At 39.6% G+C, this 18,751-nt stretch carries 15 protein-coding genes and 1 pseudogene; 13 read left to right on the forward strand and 3 right to left on the reverse strand.

Annotated features, from left to right (window positions below; genetic code table 11):
- Positions 1-605: 605 nt before the first annotated feature.
- A complete protein-coding gene (locus U736_RS0110330; protein WP_026500763.1) occupies positions 606-1,340 on the reverse strand; it encodes a TIR domain-containing protein in 735 nt (244 codons plus the stop codon).
- Between the two features lie 227 nt (positions 1,341-1,567).
- Entirely contained in the window at positions 1,568-2,230 is a 663-nt protein-coding gene (locus tag U736_RS0110335; RefSeq protein WP_026500764.1) for a thiamine phosphate synthase, read from the reverse strand.
- Positions 2,231-2,588: 358 nt separating this feature from the next.
- Here U736_RS0110335 and U736_RS0110345 point away from each other — a divergent pair, with 358 nt between their 5' ends.
- The 10 genes from U736_RS0110345 to tolB all read left to right on the forward strand — a co-directional run bounded on the left by U736_RS0110345 (position 2,589) and on the right by tolB (position 14,881).
- On the forward strand, positions 2,589-3,731 hold the full coding sequence (locus U736_RS0110345) for an OpgC family protein (RefSeq protein WP_026500765.1): 1,143 nt from the start codon (positions 2,589-2,591) through the stop codon (positions 3,729-3,731).
- A 182-nt stretch (positions 3,732-3,913) separates the two neighbouring features.
- Positions 3,914-4,432: a DUF1465 family protein gene (locus U736_RS0110350; RefSeq protein WP_015856950.1), complete on the forward strand. Its 519-nt coding sequence runs from the start codon at positions 3,914-3,916 to the stop codon at positions 4,430-4,432.
- A 1,557-nt stretch (positions 4,433-5,989) separates the two neighbouring features.
- Positions 5,990-6,505, forward strand: coding sequence for a crossover junction endodeoxyribonuclease RuvC (gene ruvC, locus U736_RS0110365; RefSeq protein ID WP_015856949.1), 516 nt, complete (start codon positions 5,990-5,992; stop codon positions 6,503-6,505).
- 13 nt (positions 6,506-6,518) lie between these two features.
- Positions 6,519-7,133 (forward strand): Holliday junction branch migration protein RuvA, encoded by a 615-nt coding sequence (gene ruvA / locus U736_RS0110370; protein WP_015856948.1) that lies wholly within the window; start codon positions 6,519-6,521, stop codon positions 7,131-7,133.
- A gap of 13 nt (positions 7,134-7,146) precedes the next feature.
- Positions 7,147-8,241 (forward strand): Holliday junction branch migration DNA helicase RuvB, encoded by a 1,095-nt coding sequence (gene ruvB / locus U736_RS0110375; protein WP_015856947.1) that lies wholly within the window; start codon positions 7,147-7,149, stop codon positions 8,239-8,241.
- Positions 8,242-8,453: 212 nt separating this feature from the next.
- Positions 8,454-8,894 (forward strand): tol-pal system-associated acyl-CoA thioesterase, encoded by a 441-nt coding sequence (gene ybgC, locus U736_RS0110380; RefSeq protein WP_026500766.1) that lies wholly within the window; start codon positions 8,454-8,456, stop codon positions 8,892-8,894.
- 1,738 nt (positions 8,895-10,632) lie between these two features.
- Positions 10,633-11,346, forward strand: a complete 714-nt coding sequence (gene tolQ, locus U736_RS0110385; RefSeq protein WP_015856945.1) for a protein TolQ — start codon at positions 10,633-10,635, stop codon at positions 11,344-11,346.
- 15 nt (positions 11,347-11,361) lie between these two features.
- Positions 11,362-11,817 (forward strand): protein TolR, encoded by a 456-nt coding sequence (tolR, locus tag U736_RS0110390; RefSeq protein ID WP_015856944.1) that lies wholly within the window; start codon positions 11,362-11,364, stop codon positions 11,815-11,817.
- A gap of 108 nt (positions 11,818-11,925) precedes the next feature.
- Positions 11,926-13,512 (forward strand): hypothetical protein, encoded by a 1,587-nt coding sequence (locus U736_RS0110395; protein WP_026500767.1) that lies wholly within the window; start codon positions 11,926-11,928, stop codon positions 13,510-13,512.
- Positions 13,513-13,555: 43 nt separating this feature from the next.
- Positions 13,556-14,881: a Tol-Pal system beta propeller repeat protein TolB gene (gene tolB / locus U736_RS0110400; protein WP_015856942.1), complete on the forward strand. Its 1,326-nt coding sequence runs from the start codon at positions 13,556-13,558 to the stop codon at positions 14,879-14,881.
- Positions 14,882-15,981: 1,100 nt separating this feature from the next.
- Here tolB and U736_RS0110405 read toward each other — a convergent pair.
- A complete protein-coding gene (locus U736_RS0110405) occupies positions 15,982-16,728 on the reverse strand; it encodes a YebC/PmpR family DNA-binding transcriptional regulator (protein ID WP_015856941.1) in 747 nt (248 codons plus the stop codon).
- Between the two features lie 366 nt (positions 16,729-17,094).
- On the opposite strand from U736_RS0110405, the gene U736_RS0110410 reads away from it, so the two are divergent.
- From U736_RS0110410 to U736_RS0110425, 3 genes and pseudogenes are all read left to right on the forward strand, one after another.
- Positions 17,095-17,790, forward strand: coding sequence for a DUF1013 domain-containing protein (locus U736_RS0110410; protein WP_015856940.1), 696 nt, complete (start codon positions 17,095-17,097; stop codon positions 17,788-17,790).
- Between the two features lie 202 nt (positions 17,791-17,992).
- Positions 17,993-18,514 (forward strand): peptidoglycan-associated lipoprotein Pal, encoded by a 522-nt coding sequence (gene pal / locus U736_RS0110420; RefSeq protein WP_015856939.1) that lies wholly within the window; start codon positions 17,993-17,995, stop codon positions 18,512-18,514.
- Between the two features lie 52 nt (positions 18,515-18,566).
- A pseudogene (locus U736_RS0110425) lies at positions 18,567-18,751 on the forward strand (hypothetical protein); the annotation flags it as partial.

Here is an 18,751-nt window from a genome sequence, read left to right on the forward strand (position 1 = left end):
AATAAAAAGGTCAATATCAAGATTCTGAGATTGCATTTTTCCCCGCCGATTGCGAGCGCCCTCGCATGAGTATTCCGGGAGCTTGAAAATACTGAACTCAAATCAGCCTTTTTGCTTTTAGTGCGAAGAAGCACCTGGACATAGCAAAAACTCCCGGAATTCCGGGATACCCACAAAGTGGGATAAATTCATGTTTGAGTTTTCGGGTTTTCAAGGCCCTATTGGTCGTTGCGTATGCGACCAAAACATCTTTTAATTCATAAAGTAATTTCAGGAAATTTACAATAAAAATAGTTTTTTACTTACAAAATTTGTTTTTTAATGAGAGGCTATCTGCCTTTCAACCTCCCTGGAATGATTACCAAAATCATGACATCAGCCCCCGCTTTTATCAAAGAGACTAAAATGATTTCTTCCATGGTAATGAATTGCGGTCTCTTCATTAAAATTTGCACAATCGCTTGCTGTTTGAGGAAGGGTGGGGGATGAGCGTTTCTTTGAGCCTATAGGATGTGGTGTGTGTGTGTCTGTGGAATGTGGTGGGGTGACGTGTGGTTTTGGGCGTGCACTTTAAAAAATAAACATAAGCATTATTCAAATTTAATTTAATGCATGAGTAATTGATCTGTATTAAAAGAGAGATCAGCTTTTTTTAAGCGCTTAATAAGTTTGAGAAATGTTTCGTTTACGTGTTCTTTAAAAGAAAGGTAGTAAACTCCATTAACATCTGAAAGCATTTCAATGCCTTCTTTTTTTAGAATAGCAATCCTCTCAAGAGGAAGCGCGGCAGCTAACATGCCCATTTCGAAAATAACGTTTTGTCGTGCACGGGGTTGAATTTTTTCTTCACCTTGAGATATAGCATAACCCATGTCATCATGCGTGAGGAGTACAATACCAAAACTTATAGAACTATCACAAATTTCTTTTTTCAAAGTTTGAATGATGGGTAAACCATTGCCACTCGTATTTTGTAAGATGTATGGTTCGAGACCAAGCTTGAGAAGAACATTTTCAAGCTCCGTTAAGGCATAACAATCATGGCCATGAACGATAAAGATTTTTTTATTTGAGGTGTTGGAGGCAGTTTTTGAGAAAGGAATCGTTGATGTTTCTTCTAGATGCTTTGCTAAATCTTCTGTTAGCTTTTGTTTTATGTTTTCTTTGCCTTGAACGTTGAGTGTACCTGTGCTTTCATACCAATTAATAACGCCTCCTTCGGAGGTTTTGATCTGATATCCTCTAGAAGAATTAAGTGATAGAAACTTAACTTCCGTGATTTTATATCCAGCTGTTTTAACTATATCTTTAAGGTCTTCGAAGGTTCCGCTATACTTCACTATTCATTTTCTTATACTATGCACAAAAAAAGACGGTCACCTTCCATTCAATTGATTGAAGCGTGGGAAAACTTGACTAAATAATGGGAAATTTTTCTGCGTGATGAAGCGATCTGATTGAATTGCGAATGAACGAAACGAACTTTTCTCCTATTTGTATATGCCGTTATGTGTTCTATATAAGAAGCACAAAAGTTAACGCTTTATTTATAAATTCTTCTCCTATATTACAAGGGGGTGTTTTCACATTTTTCTTGCATTGTTTTAAGCAGTATTAAGGGGTTGTCGTTCCCAAAAATCACTTCTTCTACAGCAATGAATTCACATCCAGTCTTTAAGACTTCATCAAAGGTTGAAAAATCGCTTCCTGCTTGGATAATGGCGGGGGTTTGCATAATTTCTGCCCACCATGTTGCTAACTGGAGATTGCGGGGGTGCGCATGGGGTTTTTTATCAGCACCGAGTTTTCCAAAAAATAGATAATCAACACCTGTTTCCGCTGCAAGCATAGCACTATGGCGATTGCGTAGATTGCCAAAGCCTATGATTTTTTGTTCCTTTTGCTGATTTTTGAAGCTTTCAAGAGCGTTAAGATCATCTTCTATGTGCAATCCATCAGCCTTTATGCGCCCAACAATGCGGCTGTCATCAGCAATAAGAAGGGCTGCGTCATGATTTTGGATATCTTCTGCGTAAGTTTGCGCTTGTTGTTGTAAAAAAGAGCTATCATCTTTCAACTTTTCAGAATCATAGAGGATGACGCATGCAAAAGACTTTGTTTGAAAAATTTGCTGCAAAAATGTGTGTGGGGTGTTGCGCCGAACATCAAGTGTTAAAATCAACTGAGGGAAAAGAGGCGGATCAATAGGTTTATTTTTTTGTTTGGTCATGTCAAATCCCTGTTTCTTAGAGAAAAATAATGCTTAAAATTAAAGTTTCATTCTATTATGCTTATTTGCGATGAAAGTGACCACCATTTTCACGTAATTTAAAGGATTTGTGGGTGCGTGGGAGCCTGCTTATGAGAAATGAGAGTGTTTTTAAGCATAATATGTCGCCTTTTTACTGTGATACATGTATGGATTCTTTTCGTTCTTTTACCTTTAAAAAAATTTTGCCTTTTAAAAAATAAACGCTTAAAATGAAACTTGACTCTTAAAAATTCACCCCGTTTATGCTTGTTGGCAATAAGGGTAACCACCATTTTTATGGGACTTCAAGGGGTTTGTGGCGTGTGGGAGTCCACTGATGAAATACCAAGGTGTTCTTGAGCATAAAACTCAACCTTTTCGTCGCGATACACGTATTGACGTTTTTCGTTCTTTAGCCTTATTGACGATTTTCATCAACCATATTCCCAGAACGATCTATGAGTCTTTTACCCATAGAAATTTCGGTTTTTCTGATTGTGCAGAAGTGTTTGTTTTGCTTTCAGGGATTGCTCTTGGGTTAAGCTTTCATGGACGGTTACAGCAAAAATCCTTTGCTTTTATTATCCGAAAACTTTGGTACAGAGCTTTGCAGCTCTATGGCGCATATCTTTTTACTACTTTTGTCACGTTAAGCCTTTTTTTTGCTGCCTTTTTATTATGGCGCACAGAAAAACTTTTATCAATGAACAATATGAGACTCTTTTTTACAGAGCCTGTTATCGCATTTTTGAGTACCGTAAGTTTTGGGCATCAATTGGGATATAATAATATTCTTCCACTTTATATCGTTTTGATGTTTTTTGCGCCTTTTATCCTTTATTTGAGCTGTAAACAGACAAAGTGGCTGCTTTTGGGCTCGTTTACGCTGTATCTTATCTGCGGATTTTATAAAATTGCTCCTCCTTCTTATCCATTAGAAGGAAAGTGGTTTTTAAACCCTTTGTCTTGGCAATTCTTATTCGTCATAGGATTGACCAGTACTTTAGCGCTTAAACAAGGAAAAACAATCGCTTTTCGGTCTTTTTGGATTGTTTGTGCGGCAGCTTATCTCTTGTTGGCACTGTTATGGGTTCGCTTAAACTGGTGGGGCATTTTGGGGTGGCTTGGCTGGTCTTCCCCATTGTTGAACTTTAATAAAACCTTTTTAAGCTTGCCACGTTTACTCCATGTTCTTGCATTAGCCTTTCTCATTCTTTCTTTACCGAGCATCAATAAATGGTTTTGTGTCTCTCAGAAACATCCTTTAGCAATCTTAGGAAAACATAGTTTACCGGTCTTTGTAACGGGAACCATTTTTGCGATGTTTGGACAAATTATAAAAACAGTGATGACAGAAACGGTTTTTTCCGATACCCTCTTAATAATAACGGGTATTGCTCTGCAATTTGGAGTCGCCTACTATTGTGAAAAACGGCGATCTTGGCAGAGGTCCTTTTCAAGGAAACTGATCCGTTTATAAGAAAAATGCTCCTATAGTGTTTGTTGGGTGCGTTAACCTTAGTATAAAAAGCGCGTTGCGCAAAAAAAATAAAAGAGGTAGCAGTTTTAAAAAAAAGCGTTCTATACAGCAACAAAAGAAACTTTTTAATACTCTGTTCGTTGAGTAGTGTAATTTTGTGCTGATACTTGGAGTATAAAAGCGTGAGTGTACATAAACGTCCATATGATGAACCTATTATCATGATTGAGCATAATGCTTTTGAAAATGCTTTTAATCGTCTCTATGAAGAAACAATGGCGCTGATTGAAAAAACTGCAGCGTATATTGATTCAGAAGGGAAATTAGTAGCACGTTCCCTTTCGGCAGAAGTTTCTGCAATCTATGCGAAAGAGGCTATGTATTTAAGTACACGACTGATGCAAATTGCTTCTCAACTCCTTCTTCTTCGCGCAGAGCGTGAAGGGGAAATGTCATCAGAACAAATAAAAAAAGAAATTGTAAAAGTATCACTTCATACACCGACATTGGAACTTGAAACCCCTCATTGGCATGAATTGCCGGAAATTTTCCGCCAATTTGTTTCTCATTCATTGCGTTTAGAAGCGCGCATACAGTATATGCGTGCTGGGTGGGAAACTGCAGCCTCCTGTGCTTTAGAAGATGATAATCCAGTAGGAAAACAAATCGAATTGCTCAAAACAGCCTTTGGGCGTTCTTAGAGGTATTCCCTTGCTTTGAGCGAAGGGAAATGTCATCAGAACAAATAAAAAAGAAATTGTAAAAGTGTCACTTCATACACCAATATTGGAACTTTAAACCCCTCATTGGCATGAATTGCCAGAAATTTTCTGCCAATTTATTTCTCATTCATTGCGTTTAGGAGCGTGCATTTTTTCGTTTAGATATGCGGCTGTAGTTTAAGCGTTCTGGTAAATAGGGGGAAGCTGTAGTTTAAGCGATGATAATCCAGTGGGAAAACAAATCGAATTACTGAAAACAGCTTTTGGGCGTTCTGAGAAATATAGCTCCTTGCTTCTTTCTTGCGATATTTAGAGCAATCTACCCATTTTTTTCAACCAAAATGTCACAACTAAAACCAATCTAGAGTGCTTTTTTCTGCCTAATTTCTATTTGAGCGTAGGCAATATCTTGAGCTTATAGCTGAGAGGAGGTGTATAGGTATTGATTTCGAATTATGACATGGGCGGGGTATGGTTGCTCTTGTGGCAATTGGCTTTGGTTGATTGCAGCTGGAATACTTTCTGTTGATATATCGTGTGATTTTGTTTTGGCTATGATAATGATCAAGCGCTAGATAGAGCTGGGGCTTGTACATCAATTTATTTATGCTCTATAATTTATGCCTATAAAGTTGCTGTAAAGCGCATGAGGATGATACACATTGTTTCAGTTTTTGGGCTTCTCTTGTTTTGAATGGAAGTTATGTCCTTCGCGTAAAATAAAACATCCAAAATAAAGTGCCATATAATGAATGCCTCAGGGGTTCTCTGTGCCCCCATGCAATGTCCCCTCTCTATGCAATGACATTGTGGTGTAATGGGCATATTCAAAAACACCTCTCAGTTCTTGTTTACATCCATTGGGTACCGCGCATTTTTACCCTTGCAAAGGGAAAAGCTGGCACTATCATCATCTTTGCCAGTCCTCAATGTTGCGACAGCCCTTGGCACTTGAGACGGTTCATTAGAGGCATTTTTAGTCCTTTCTTGCACAGGTTCACTCCACACGGAAATCCCACGTGTGATGTGCAGATAAAAGATTTTGATTGATCCAATATAAAGAGGTTTGTAATGAGAAAATCTTACGATATTCGGGATTCTTATTCAACATACAAAATAATGAATTATCTCTATAAATCAATTTGTTGAATTATTGTGGTAGCGTCATGCTATAACGTAAAAAGTTTCCGCAAAGTGTATAGCATCCATTGCATAGTCTCTTTATACTTAATGAATGTACAATTTAGCACTCTCTATTTGCTCGCTTGCGATGTTTACTGTTATGGCATTGGACATGATAAAGAAAGGGGATTTTTATGTTTTATAGGGTGTTTGCTTGTGATGTGTGAATGGTTTTGATTGATTTCAGTTATGCTTCATAAAGTATGTTCCATAAAGATGCTGTTCGTTGCGTGTTATAATTGGGGGGCATGATCATCTTTTTACTGGTTTTGTCTTGTGCTGCTGTTTTGTTTGTGGTCTTGTCTTTATTCACATCTTTATTCATAGGGGGGAAAAGTGTATAGACTGTAGTTTATGGCAGAGACGATTCGTATTATAGGCATTGATCCCGGATTGCGGCGTACAGGGTGGGGCGTTATCGATGTTGCTGGTAATCGTCTTCAGTTTATTGCAGCAGGGACCGTTTCTTCTGATGTAAAGTGTGAGCTGGCTTCTAGACTATGTCAGATCCACAAAGGTCTTTCAGAGGTTGTGCATCAATTTATGCCCCATGAAGCCGCTGTAGAACATGTGTTTGTCAACAAAGATGCTACAGCGACTTTAAAACTTGGGCAAGCGCGTGCAATTGCATTGCTGGTTCCTGCCCAAGCAAATCTTCCTGTTTTTGAATATGCGCCCAACAAAGTGAAAAAATCGGTTATTGGTGTTGGGCATGGGGCTAAAGAACAAATCCATATGATGATCAAAGTTCTCCTCCCACGGGCTGAATTTGATAGCAGTGATGCGGCTGATGCTCTTGCTCTTGCTCTTTGTCATAGTATGCATCGTAAGAGTATTGACCGATCTTATCAGGCAAGGATGGCGGTATGATTGGGGTGGAAGCATGATTGGTAAATTAAAGGGCACCCTTGAACATATCTTTGATGATCATATCCTTCTTGATGTTCATGGTGTGGGTTATGTTGTTTTTGTGTCAAATCGGCTCCGTCCTTCTTTACCCTCTGTTGGGGAGGCGTTAAGTCTTTTTGTTGAAACGCATGTTCGGGAAGACGCAATCCGCCTTTTTGGTTTTGCTACAAGAGCTGAACAGGAGTGGTTTTGTCTTTTACAAAATGTTCCTGGAGTAGGGGCAAAGGTTGCTTTGGCAATCTTGGGTACTTTATCGCCAGATGAACTTGCACAGGCTATTGCCTTAAACGATGTTGCGATGATTAGTCGAGCGCCGGGCGTTGGTAAAAAAGTCAGTGAAAGAATTGTGGGTGAGCTGAAAAGTAAAACACTCCCCTTTGAACAAGCGGTCAAGACTGTTTCGGTTCCTCAGCGTGAGATGACCAATCAACCTGCGCATGATGCGCTTTCCGCGTTGATGAAGCTAGGGTTTGAACGCGAGCATGCATCCCGTGCTCTTGCTCTTGCGATGAACGCTCTTGAGGGGGAAACTGTTTCTTCTGCCCTGCTGATCCGCCATAGTCTCAAATTGCTTTCTTCTCCTACTTAAAATTAAGGTAACAATGCATAAAGATGAAGATAAACGCCTTCTGGGTTCCGCTCCCCTTCCTAACGATCCAGATCGTTCCTTAAGACCACAAGTTCTCGATGATTTTATTGGTCAAGAAGCGGCACGGGCTAATTTAAAAATATTTATTGAAGCAGCAAAAACGCGGCAAGAAGCGCTGGATCATGTTTTGTTTGTAGGACCACCGGGACTGGGAAAAACAACACTTTCACAGATTATGGCAAAAGAATTAGGCGTTAATTTTCGCTCTACGTCAGGACCGGTCATCGCTAAAGCAGGAGATTTAGCCGCTCTCTTGACCAATCTCGAAGAACGTGATGTTTTGTTTATTGATGAAATTCATCGCTTAAATCCGGCGATTGAGGAAATTCTTTATCCAGCTATGGAAGATTATCAACTTGATTTGATCATTGGGGAGGGGCCGGCGGCACGCTCGGTGAAAATTGATCTGGCTAAATTTACTTTGGTAGCGGCAACCACACGTTTGGGGCTTTTGACCACACCGCTGAGAGACCGTTTTGGCATCCCAATTCGTCTCAATTTTTATACTATAGAAGAATTGGAATATATTGTGCAGCGTAATGCACGGCTTTTTGCCGTCAAGATCAGTGATGATGGTGCTCATGAAATTGCACGCCGAGCACGGGGGACTCCTCGTATTGCTGGACGGCTTTTACGGCGCGTTTGTGATTTTGCTTTGGTTAAACAGGCAAAACAAATTGACCAAAAAATCGCTGATGAAGCGCTTTCGCGCCTTGAGGTCGATCATCTTGGTCTTGATCCGCTTGACCGCCGCTACTTGCTCCTGATTGCGGAAACTTTTTTAGGGGGACCGGTGGGGATTGAAACGATTGCTGCTGCTTTATCAGAACCACGCGATGCCATTGAAGATATTGTTGAACCGTATTTGCTCCAACAAGGTTTTATTCAAAGAACAGCTCGTGGACGCATTCTAACTGAAAAGGCTTGGAGCCATTTAGGGCTTTCTGCTCCTGTCTCTACAACGTCTATACAAAGGCGTTCTCAACTTTCTGATGCTCAAGACAATTCATCACTTCAGGCGTCTTTATGGGAGGGGGAAGATGACTAAGACATTCTCTTTAATTAAAAGAAACTATGTGAATATTTTATAGTAAGGTCATAAAATACAAGAGACGTGCTTCTTTTAGCATATTCTGACCAAAAAGGTCTTGCACTATTAAGGGGGGATTTTGCTTTCACAACTTCAACACAAAAATGTGTTCAATCTTTTGATCTATAAACAACTTGCTATATTAGATGATTTTATGGGACATGAAGCCAATGACAGAAATAACTCCTTTTAAGAACAATCATACAAATGCTTTTCATAATTTTCAGGTCCGCGTTTATGTTGCGGATACAGATTTTTCCGGTGTGGTTTATCATGCGCGTTATCTTGAGTTTTTTGAACGAGGACGTTCAGAGTTTTTACGGGATACCGGTTTTAATAATAAGATGTTAGCAGCAGGGGTTGAGGGGGAAAAACTGTTTTTTGTTGTGCGTCATATGGAAATTAACTTTTCAAGACCAGCTAAAATTGATAATCTTTTAGTCGTTAAAACACGTGTTACTCATATCCAAGGGGCACGCTTTTTTATGGAGCAATCTATTTTGCATGAGGCGACCACGTTGGTAACAGCTAAAGTTGAAATTGCTCTGATTAATGAGGAGGCAAAACCGCGACGTTTACCCAAAGAACTTTTTGCAAAAATGCTTGGTTAAAAGTGTTATTCATTGAGCGAGCAGCTTCAGGAGAGATCAGGGGATATAAAGTAACCTACAATCTAAGACCATACATTTATCATAGCCTAAATGTTTCCCAACAAGGTCACATGATACATCAAAAGAAAGCACCTCTGCTACAATAACTACACTAAATTGAAGATGATATCCCACAAAATTAAACACGCCTCATCCATGTTATGATTCAAAATCAATGTCTCATCATCCATTTTCTGCTATAAACTCAAGATATTTTCTTTCTTTTGAAGAAAGGTTCGTTGGCATAAGAAAACAGCAGAAAAGTACAAGACAAAAAAGAAATAAAAAATGGATTAAGATTTATTTTTATAAAAATGCACATACCCAGCACAATATTGCAATAAAGTGATAATAAGCTATTAGGTCAAAAATTTTCTCAAAACACCCAAAGAGTATTTTAAGCAATTTGATTTGTTTTTTACTGGATTGTCATTTGGTATCACAAGAGCGCATGTCCTATCCATTTTCATCCATAATACATGGCTTTATCTGCGCTTCTAAACGCAGTGAATGAGTGAGAGATCAATGTATACAAAGCAGAAATGCATTCTTGATTTAAAGTTTCAAAAGCATATTATTTTATATAATAGATTGACTTAGAAAGATAAATTATCACTTCTCACGGGTACAAACCCCAATAGAGTCATAGAATAAAATACTTTCATTTCAAATTTATTCATGTTGAAACAATTAAAATCATTTACTTACACATCATAAGAGAGCAATATAAATCATTAAAAAAATTATAAAAATTATAAAAATGTTTCTTATATATCATTCTCAATGCAATAACGATCAAATATCACAAGTGCGCAAAGAGAACGAAGAAGCCAGTTTTCATGAAGTAAAGATGTGAAAAGGCTTTTTTCACGTCACAGAAGCTTTTACGTGATACCATGGTGTCAGAGAGATGATGGGCATTGAAAGGGGCGAATTCACAGCACAATGAGATTACATGAGACTTACACTAGATTATATGGGACTTACAATAGGGGTGCATGGGTGAGGCACATTGTTGTGAGGCATTTTATGGTGGTTTATTGTCGTTTTTGTGCCCGAGGGTGTATCCGTATTAAATTCGATGGAAAATGAGAGAAACAATAGTCTGAGGCAAAGCGTAATCTTTCATGATTATAACATATTTATTTATAATGATAATTCATTGCGTTGTCACTTTTGGATAATTCTGAAACTTGTAAGATTTTTTCTTTTCAAGCCCTATTGCTGCCAATTCATCAAAAACATTTTTTTACATGTCACAAGCGTGGTTGGTGAGTGGATACAAAAACATTAGAGAAAGGAATAAAAATGTCTCTTATGAATCTTTTCAAGTGCTAAGATTTATCGCTGCATTTTGAGCTTAAAACGTGTATGATGTTTTAGCTTTCTTTTCATGAGCGTAAAGATGGTGGTGTATAATAGATTTGATATCACGCATTTTTATATCTTTTATTTTTATAGCATTTATGGAGAAGGCTTTATCGTTATATTTTTCATAAATGCTGTTGTGAAATGAGGGGGGGCGTGTGTTGAGGGATGTCTCTCGTCATCACTTTTTAAAGAAATTTAAGAAACAAGTCTTGTTTTAGCACATGAATTTATGTGAGACTAAGGTTTTTTACTTAAATTTAGAAACTATAAAATAATCTGTTTTATAGAATTTTAAAAAATACACCTTTTATTTAGAGGGACAAAAATTATGCCGCATGGTGAACTAACGAATCCGGAAACAATTGGAATGTTGCATTTGTTTATGCAAGCGAGTTGGATCGTGAAAGGTGTTATGATCGGGTTGCTGCTCGCTTCCATTTGGAGTTGGGCAATTATTTTTGATAAAATTTTTACGTATCGGAGAATACGGCGTGAAATAAAGCAGTTCGAACGTACATTTTGGTCAGGCAAAGCGCTAGAAGATCTTTATGCATCATGTAAAAGTCAACACACCAATAGTATATCTGCCGTTTTTATGGCGGCAATGATTGAATGGAAAAAATCTCTTGAAAAAGGGACCCATACATCGAAAAGTTTGCAGAGCAGAATTGATAAGGCTATGGATTTGACGCTGGGGCGTGAAAGTGAAAAAATAGAATCAAAATTAAGTTTTCTTGCGACATTGGGATCTGCGGGACCCTTTATCGGACTTTTTGGAACAGTTATTGGTATTATGGAGTCTTTTCTTTCTATTTCAGCTTCTCAAAATACATCACTTGCCATTGTCGCGCCAGGGATTGCAGAAGCGCTTTTGGCAACTGCTATTGGTTTGTTTGCAGCAATTCCAGCCGTTATTGCTTATAACAAGTTGACTCATGAAAGTGCGCGCATCATTGCACAAATAGAAAATTTTGCCGATGAATTTTCAACAATTGTATCGCGGCGTATTGATGAAACACGCACAGCACCTTCCTCATTATAAAAAGGAGCTTATCCCATGGGAATTTCTGTTGCTTCTTCTTCTTCTCGAAAAAATACACGTAGGCGCTATCATTCACGAAGCCAACTGATGAGTGAGATCAATGTCACTCCTTTTGTGGATGTCATGCTGGTCTTGTTGATTATTTTTATGGTCTCTGCCCCCCTTTTAGTGAACGGTGTTCCTCTAGATTTGCCTCATAGTCAAGCGGGTCCCGTACGAGCTCAAAAAACGCCTCTTACGGTTTCACTTGACGCGCAAGGGCGCTTTGCCATTAATCAAGATTATTATGAAACGTCACAAGCACTGATTGCACACCTTAAAACTCTTCTGGAAGAAGATGCTACACAAAAAGATCAACGGGTTTTTGTGCGGGTTGCTAAAACTGTTGAATATCAGCAAGTATTAAAACTGCTGGCAGATATTCAAAAAGCGGGGTTTTCTCAAGTTGCGTTAGCAAGTCTAGCACAATAAATAATAAGTAATAAAATTTTCGCATAACCGGTTGTTTTTAAAGTGTTTTTAACAGAGCTCAGAGTGATTAAAAATGAAAAAATATAAGTCATAAATAAGGCATAAAGAATGAACAAAGACTCCTATCATAGCATGAAACGAGGCTTGGCTTTATCCCTTGTGGTCCATGTCATTTTTCTCAGTTGGGGAGCCGTTCAGTTTACAAGCTCTGTCTCTTTACCACAACCATTGGAAGCAATTCCTATCACTCTTGCTCCTTTAGTGGACGAGTTGTCCTCTCAACAAGGATCTGTGAAGGCTCCCATCCGTGCAATCCCTGCCGTTAAACCAACTATGCAACCACAAGAGAAAGAAGATGCACGCCATATTGGAGAGGGACAAATAGATAGTCTAGCACCTTTTCAACCAAAGGAAAAGCTGCGCCCTGTTGAAACAGCATCGCTACCACAAAGCGAGAACACGTCAGAAACATTTGCACCCGAACTTACAAAACCAGAATTATTAGAAGCAAAAACAGAGGATACCCCCAAGGTTGCACCTGAGATGCCTTTGAGCGCGCCGGAAGATGCGCCCAAGGTTGCACCTGAGATGCCTTTGAGCACACCGGAGGATGCCCCTAAGGTTGCGCCTAAGATGCCTTTGAGCGCGCCGGAGGATACCCCCAAGGTTGCACCTGAGATACCTTTGAGCGCGCCGGAGGATACCCCCAAGGTTGCACCTGAGATACCTTTGAGCGCGCCGGAGGATACCCCCAAGGTTGCGCCTAAGATGCCTTTGAGCACGCCGGAGGATGCCCCTAAGGTTGCGCCTGAGATGCTTTTGAGCGCGCCGGAGGATACTCCCAAGGTTGCGCCTGAGATGCCTTTGAGAGCACCGGAGGATACTCCCAAAGTTGCGCCTGAGATGCCTTTGAGAGCACCGGAGGATACTCCCAAAGTTGCGTCTGAGATGCCTTTGAGAGCACCGGAGGATACCCCCAAGGTTGCGCCTGAGATGCCTTTGAAGGCACCGGAAGATGCGCTCAAGCCTGCGCACAAAAATGAAGAGATGATATCGCCAAAAGAATTGGCTCCAACGGTACAGAAGGTACCAGCAGAGCAGATTGTTCATCAAGCACCCAAAATTACACTTCCGGAAAAATTTTTTCTTCCACAGTTTAAACCAAAATTTGACGAAGAATTTCCAAGGAAGAATGCGGCTGCATTGAATCAAAAGACGCCAAAGCTTAACAAGAAAAACCAAGAGAAACAGACTATTGAAGATATTTTAGCACTGGAGGAAAATAATTTGCTCAATCGTGCGCGGTCACAAGGAGGGGGAGCAAAACGTTCTCATACACCAGAAGCTTTGGGCGCAAGAAAAAACATTGATGATACCACAAAAATGGCACAAACATTGGTCAATATTGCGGGGGGATGTATTCAACAGAAGCTTAAACTTGTGGCGCTTGGTGGCGATTTAAAAAACCGTCCGGTTGTGCGGTTGCGATTTTATTTAGATCGTGAAGGGATGGTTATGGGCGATCCTATCATTGATCCCGTAAGCGGTCTTGAGAGTCAACAAGCTATTATGATAAGGCAGGTGTACGCCGCTGTCTTTTCATGCCAACCTTATGCAGATCTCCCACGTGATCAATATGATCTATGGGGGCAAGGTTTTGACTTTAATGTTGATCCCCTCCAAGAAATCAGATGATAAATGAGAAAAAATAAATTGGCTTAACGAAAGGACACATTCCATGATGACTATAACGAGACATAAAGTTTTTGCTTGGTTTATTGTCACTTGTGGGTTGTGGCTTTCAAGTATTTCATCGGGCTATGCGCAATTGAAAGGGACTATTTCGAGCGCTGATTTTAATCCCATTCCCATTGCAATTACAGACTTTATTTCCAATGATTCGATTGGGTTGAAAATATCTGCTGTGGTGACAGCCGATCTTGAGCGGTCAGGGCTTTTTTTACCGCTTAATAAAGAAAATTTTCTTGAAAACATTTCTAATCCTAATAAACAACCGCATTTTGCGTCTTGGCAGAAAATAAAAGCGCAAGGTTTAGTTACGGGGCAAGTCATGAGAGAAATCGATGGACGTTTGAGGGTCGATTTTCGTTTATGGGATGTTTTTGGACAAAGACAATTGAAAGGACGGCGTTTTTATACCGCGACAGAACGTTGGCGGCGTGTGGCACATATGATCGCAGATGAGATCTATAGTGAGATGACAGGAGAAAGTGGTTATTTTGATACACGAATTGTTTTTATCGATGAAACAGGCCCCCAAAATGCACGCATTAAACGCTTAGCAATGATGGATCAAGATGGCGCAAATTTGATTTATATGTCTGATGGAAGTGAATTGGTGCTTACACCACGTTTTTCCCCAAAAAGACAAGAAATGACCTATATGGCTTATGAGGACAATCAAGTACCTCATGTTTATCTTCAACAAATTGAAATGGGACAAAGAGAGTTGATTGGAACGTTTAATAACATGACAATTGCTCCGCGTTTTTCTTCTGATGGACAAAAGGTCATTATGAGTTTGTTACAAAATGATGGCAGTGCAAATCTTTACACCATGGATTTACGAACCCGTACGATGACACGACTTACAACAACTTCTGCTATCGATACTTCTGCTTCTTATTCACCGGATGGAAAACAAATCGTCTTTTCCTCAGATCGTAGTGGAAAGCCGCAAATCTATAAAATGAATGCGGATGGGAGTGATATTCAGCGTATTTCTTCAAACGAGGGGAGTTATTCGACACCTATTTGGTCTCCACGGGGTGACTATATCGCCTTTACAAAACAATTAAGCGGACAATTTTCTATCGGTGTTATGCGCCCTGATGGACAAGGAGAACGAATTTTAACCACAGGGTTTCACAATGAAGGACCAACTTGGGCACCCAATGGTCGTGTGCTGATGTTCTTTCGCAAAAATCCCGGTATGGGACCAAAAATCTATACGATTGACATTACAGGACGCAATGAACGACAACTCCCTACACCCAATGATGCTTCGGATCCAGCATGGTCGCCATTGCTCAATATACAGTAAAACAAAATGCTTAAAAACAGAACATAGAAGGAATATAGTCTATACAGTTTCAAGTTTACAGAATCTCAATTGTCTTTAATTATTTAAAAGAAGGAATCAATTATAGTGGGCATGGGGAGTTATGTAGATTTCATCTATCATCTACGGTTGTTTATCGACAATAGAATTTCCTTGGGGGAAAATGCTTAAAAAAATTCAAAAACAACATCTTGAAAAAATATAGTCGAAAATTCTGAGGTCTCTAGATTTCAACTTTTTATTCAAAGTGTCTCTCTATATATTTTTGACTTCCTCTTTGATTTGGTTTGCGAAGAGTCTAGACTCTTGTCAAGGGTGTTTTTCTGCTGCTCTCTGATGTGTTTTATTCAAGTACGCTGTTGTTTTAGGTCAGAATATTGATTGATCGGTAATAGCAAAAGGACAGATTTTTAAGATAAATGACATTATTTTATGAAACATACGATGATTTTATGAAACATACGATGCCATAAAGTTAATGCTATAAAGTCAAAAATTTATCCGCAACGGATTAGAGAGATATACCGGCTTTTTGGATAATACTTTGCTAAACAATCAGCTCTGGCTTTCCATTTGCTTATTTTTATTCTGTGATGTTGTAAAAACACTGTCATTTGAGGTGTGGCGATATAAGGCATGTAAACTTCCTTGAGATATTTAAGTGTTTTTTAAGTGCATGGCGAATATTTAGGGGAGTGGATGTGTGTTGAGCCTTAAGTTTCAAGTGAATTCCATGAGTGATTCGTTATAGGAATACGTCAAGAAAATCCGAATTGTTTACAGACCGGATCATCTTCATTACTTGAGGGTGGGGAGGTTAATCTTAAAGAACAAAAAGATTAAATAGAGAGGGGCTATAGGGATAATCTTTGGGGCATGTAAGAAAGGCGTGAGACTACAGAGTTTTTTATGCTTTCTTTTTTGGGTTATGTTTTCTGGAATTAATGGCGGTTTTCTTGTTGCACCAATGGTTAGTCCCCGCTATTGACGCGGGGCTTTTATATGTGCGGATAAAGAGGAAAGGTGACAGATGCTTTTGAAGCCCTCATGAATGAAGAGGGGGCTTATGCAAATGATAGGAATTATACAGATAATTTTGCTAAAATCTCATCGCTGACATCAAAATTGGCATAAACATTTTGTACATCATCATCTTCTTCTAATATTGAAATCAGCCGTAAAACGGACAAAGCTTTTTCTTCATCTATTGGTGCAAGGGTGGTGGCTTTCCAAATCGTTTTAATCGATTCTGCTTCACCAAGTTTTGCTTCAAGTGTTTTGGAAACTTCACCAATATCTTCAAATGCGCAGGTAATATGATGTCCGGTTTCTTCTGATTGCACATCTTCAGCACCGGCTTCAATTGCTGCATCCATGATGTTATCGGCTGTCCCTGCTTCTGGCTTATAGATTATTTCACCAATCCGATTAAACATGAAACTGACCGATCCTGTTTCTCCTAGGGCTCCTCCTGATTTTGTGAAGGCGGCGCGCACATTTGAAGCGGTGCGGTTGCGGTTATCGGTTAAAGCTTCAACAATGACGGCAACACCGCCTGGTCCATAACCCTCATAGCGTACTTCATCATAATTTTCGACATCGGTGCCTGAAGCTTTTTTAATCGCGCGTTCAATATTATCTTTCGGCATCGATTGTGCTTTGGCATTTTGAACAGCCAGCCTTAAACGTGGATTCATGGCTGGATCAGGAGCACCTTGTTTTGCTGCTACGGTAATTTCCCGCGCAAGTTTAGAAAATATTTTCGAGCGCATTGCATCTTGACGCCCTTTACGGTGCATAATATTTTTAAATTGTGAATGGCCAGCCATAGTTTTCCTTCCTATTTTAGGGCTTTCTTTCCAGTTGGATACTCTTTAGAATTTAAGGCGATAAAACACGCATCCCACCAGAATAAATGTGCCACAGCATGAGGTGAAGTAATCGAATAAACCCTTTATAAGAAAATTCATCTTAAAGGTAAAGACACCTTAGTTGAGGATCATTACAAGAGAGATCTCTTGTCGTTGAGCAAAAATAACGCTATAACAGAATGTAATCTCATGGCAAAATGGTTTATTCCATGCCTCGCTTTGTTTTAGGAGTGGTTGGAGAGACCTAACATATAAAAAGTTCTAGTGCTCTTGAGTGGGCGGTAACCGGCCTCATAGAAGAGGCGCAGAAGAGGATTTATAAAAATGGCAACGCAACTTTTGATGCCCAAAGCAACAGCTGTTTGGTTGGTTGATAATACAGCTCTTTCTTTTGATCAGATTGCAGAATTTTGTAAATTGCATGTTTTGGAAGTAAAAGCTATTGCCGATGGTGATGCGGCTTATGGTATTAAAGGTTTAGATCCGATTAGTTCTGGGCAATTGACGCGCAGTGAAATTGCACGGGTGGAGGCTGATCAAAACGCACGCTTGAAAATTTCTCAATCTAGGGTGCATATTCCTGAAAAAAAACGCAAAGGGGCGCGCTATATCCCTCTTTCTCGACGCCAAGATCGTCCCAATGGTATCTTATGGTTGGTTACGAACCATCCAGAGTTGAAAGATGCACAAATTGCACGGTTGATTGGGACAACAAAAGCGACAATTGAACAAATCCGCCTTAGAACCCATTGGAATAGTGCAAATTTGGTTCCTCTTGATCCTGTAGGACTTGGTTTGTGTTCGCAAATCGATTTAGATTTTGAACTCCAGCGTGCGGCGAAAAATCGCCCTGTTGCTGCAGAAGAAGATAGGTCGTTGCTTCCCGCTTCTGTGACGGAAAACGCTGACCTAGAGGAAAATGAGAGTGAAGAAAATCTGCATAAGACTTTTGATGCTGATAAAGTTTTTGCAAAGCTGAATGCGCTGCAAAAAAATCGTCAAGATCAAGATGATGCATAAAAAGCCATGACATATAAGGGAAACATTTCTTATGGAAATGTTAGAGGAATGGCTGGAGAGAAGAAAAATTGGCAGAGACTCAAAAATAAAAATGATGACCAAAAAAACAGAAAAATTTCGTCTTCATTAGGAATTAACGGTTATTCTTGAAAATATTTTTAAGAAATTACCCTTCTTTACGACACTCAAGGAGAAACGGACTATGCGCTCTACCCAAAAAACCTTCTCTCATTCCTTAGCTGTCCTCTTTTTTTTCGCACTATGCTTGGCTGGGTGTGGCAAAAAAAATGTCGGTGCACTTAACGGTATGAATGGCGCTTATATGAATGATGCTGGTTTGAATCAGGTGCCACCAGGCTCAGGACAAGAATTTACGGTTAATGTGGGTGATCGCGTGTTTTTTAGTCTCGATTCTTCTTCACTTGATGCTGATGCTGAACGTATTTTAACGCGCCAAGCGGAATGGTTGCTTCATTATCCTTATTATTCTATTATGATCGAAGGTCATGCTGATGAGAGGGGAACACGTGAATATAACTTGGCACTTGGACAGCGCCGTGCTGTTGCTGTGCGAAACTATTTGGTGTCTCTAGGTGTGTCTGAACAACGGATTCAAACAATTTCTTACGGAAAAGAAAGACCTGTAGCGGTCTGTGATGATATTTCCTGTTGGAATCAAAATCGACGTGCTGTGACAACGTTGAGTGACATGAATAGTCATTAAAAAGAAGATTGTTTGTTTCAACTATTCAATAAGCTCTTAAGGGGAAAAAAGAATGTATCGTAAAATCAATTGGAAAACACTCTTTTATATGGCGGTTTTCATGGCTTGTTCTACTTCACTTGTTCAAAGTGCGGCACGAAGGGCTTCCGAATATCCTGCACATGATACGGATAAAGTTGATGAAGTTGATAAGGCATCTAGCGCGGAGGAAAAAGCCACTGACGCTGTTAATAAGGC

This window comes from Bartonella grahamii ATCC 700132 (assembly GCF_000518085.1).
GTDB classification, from domain to species: Bacteria; Pseudomonadota; Alphaproteobacteria; order Rhizobiales; family Rhizobiaceae; genus Bartonella; species Bartonella grahamii.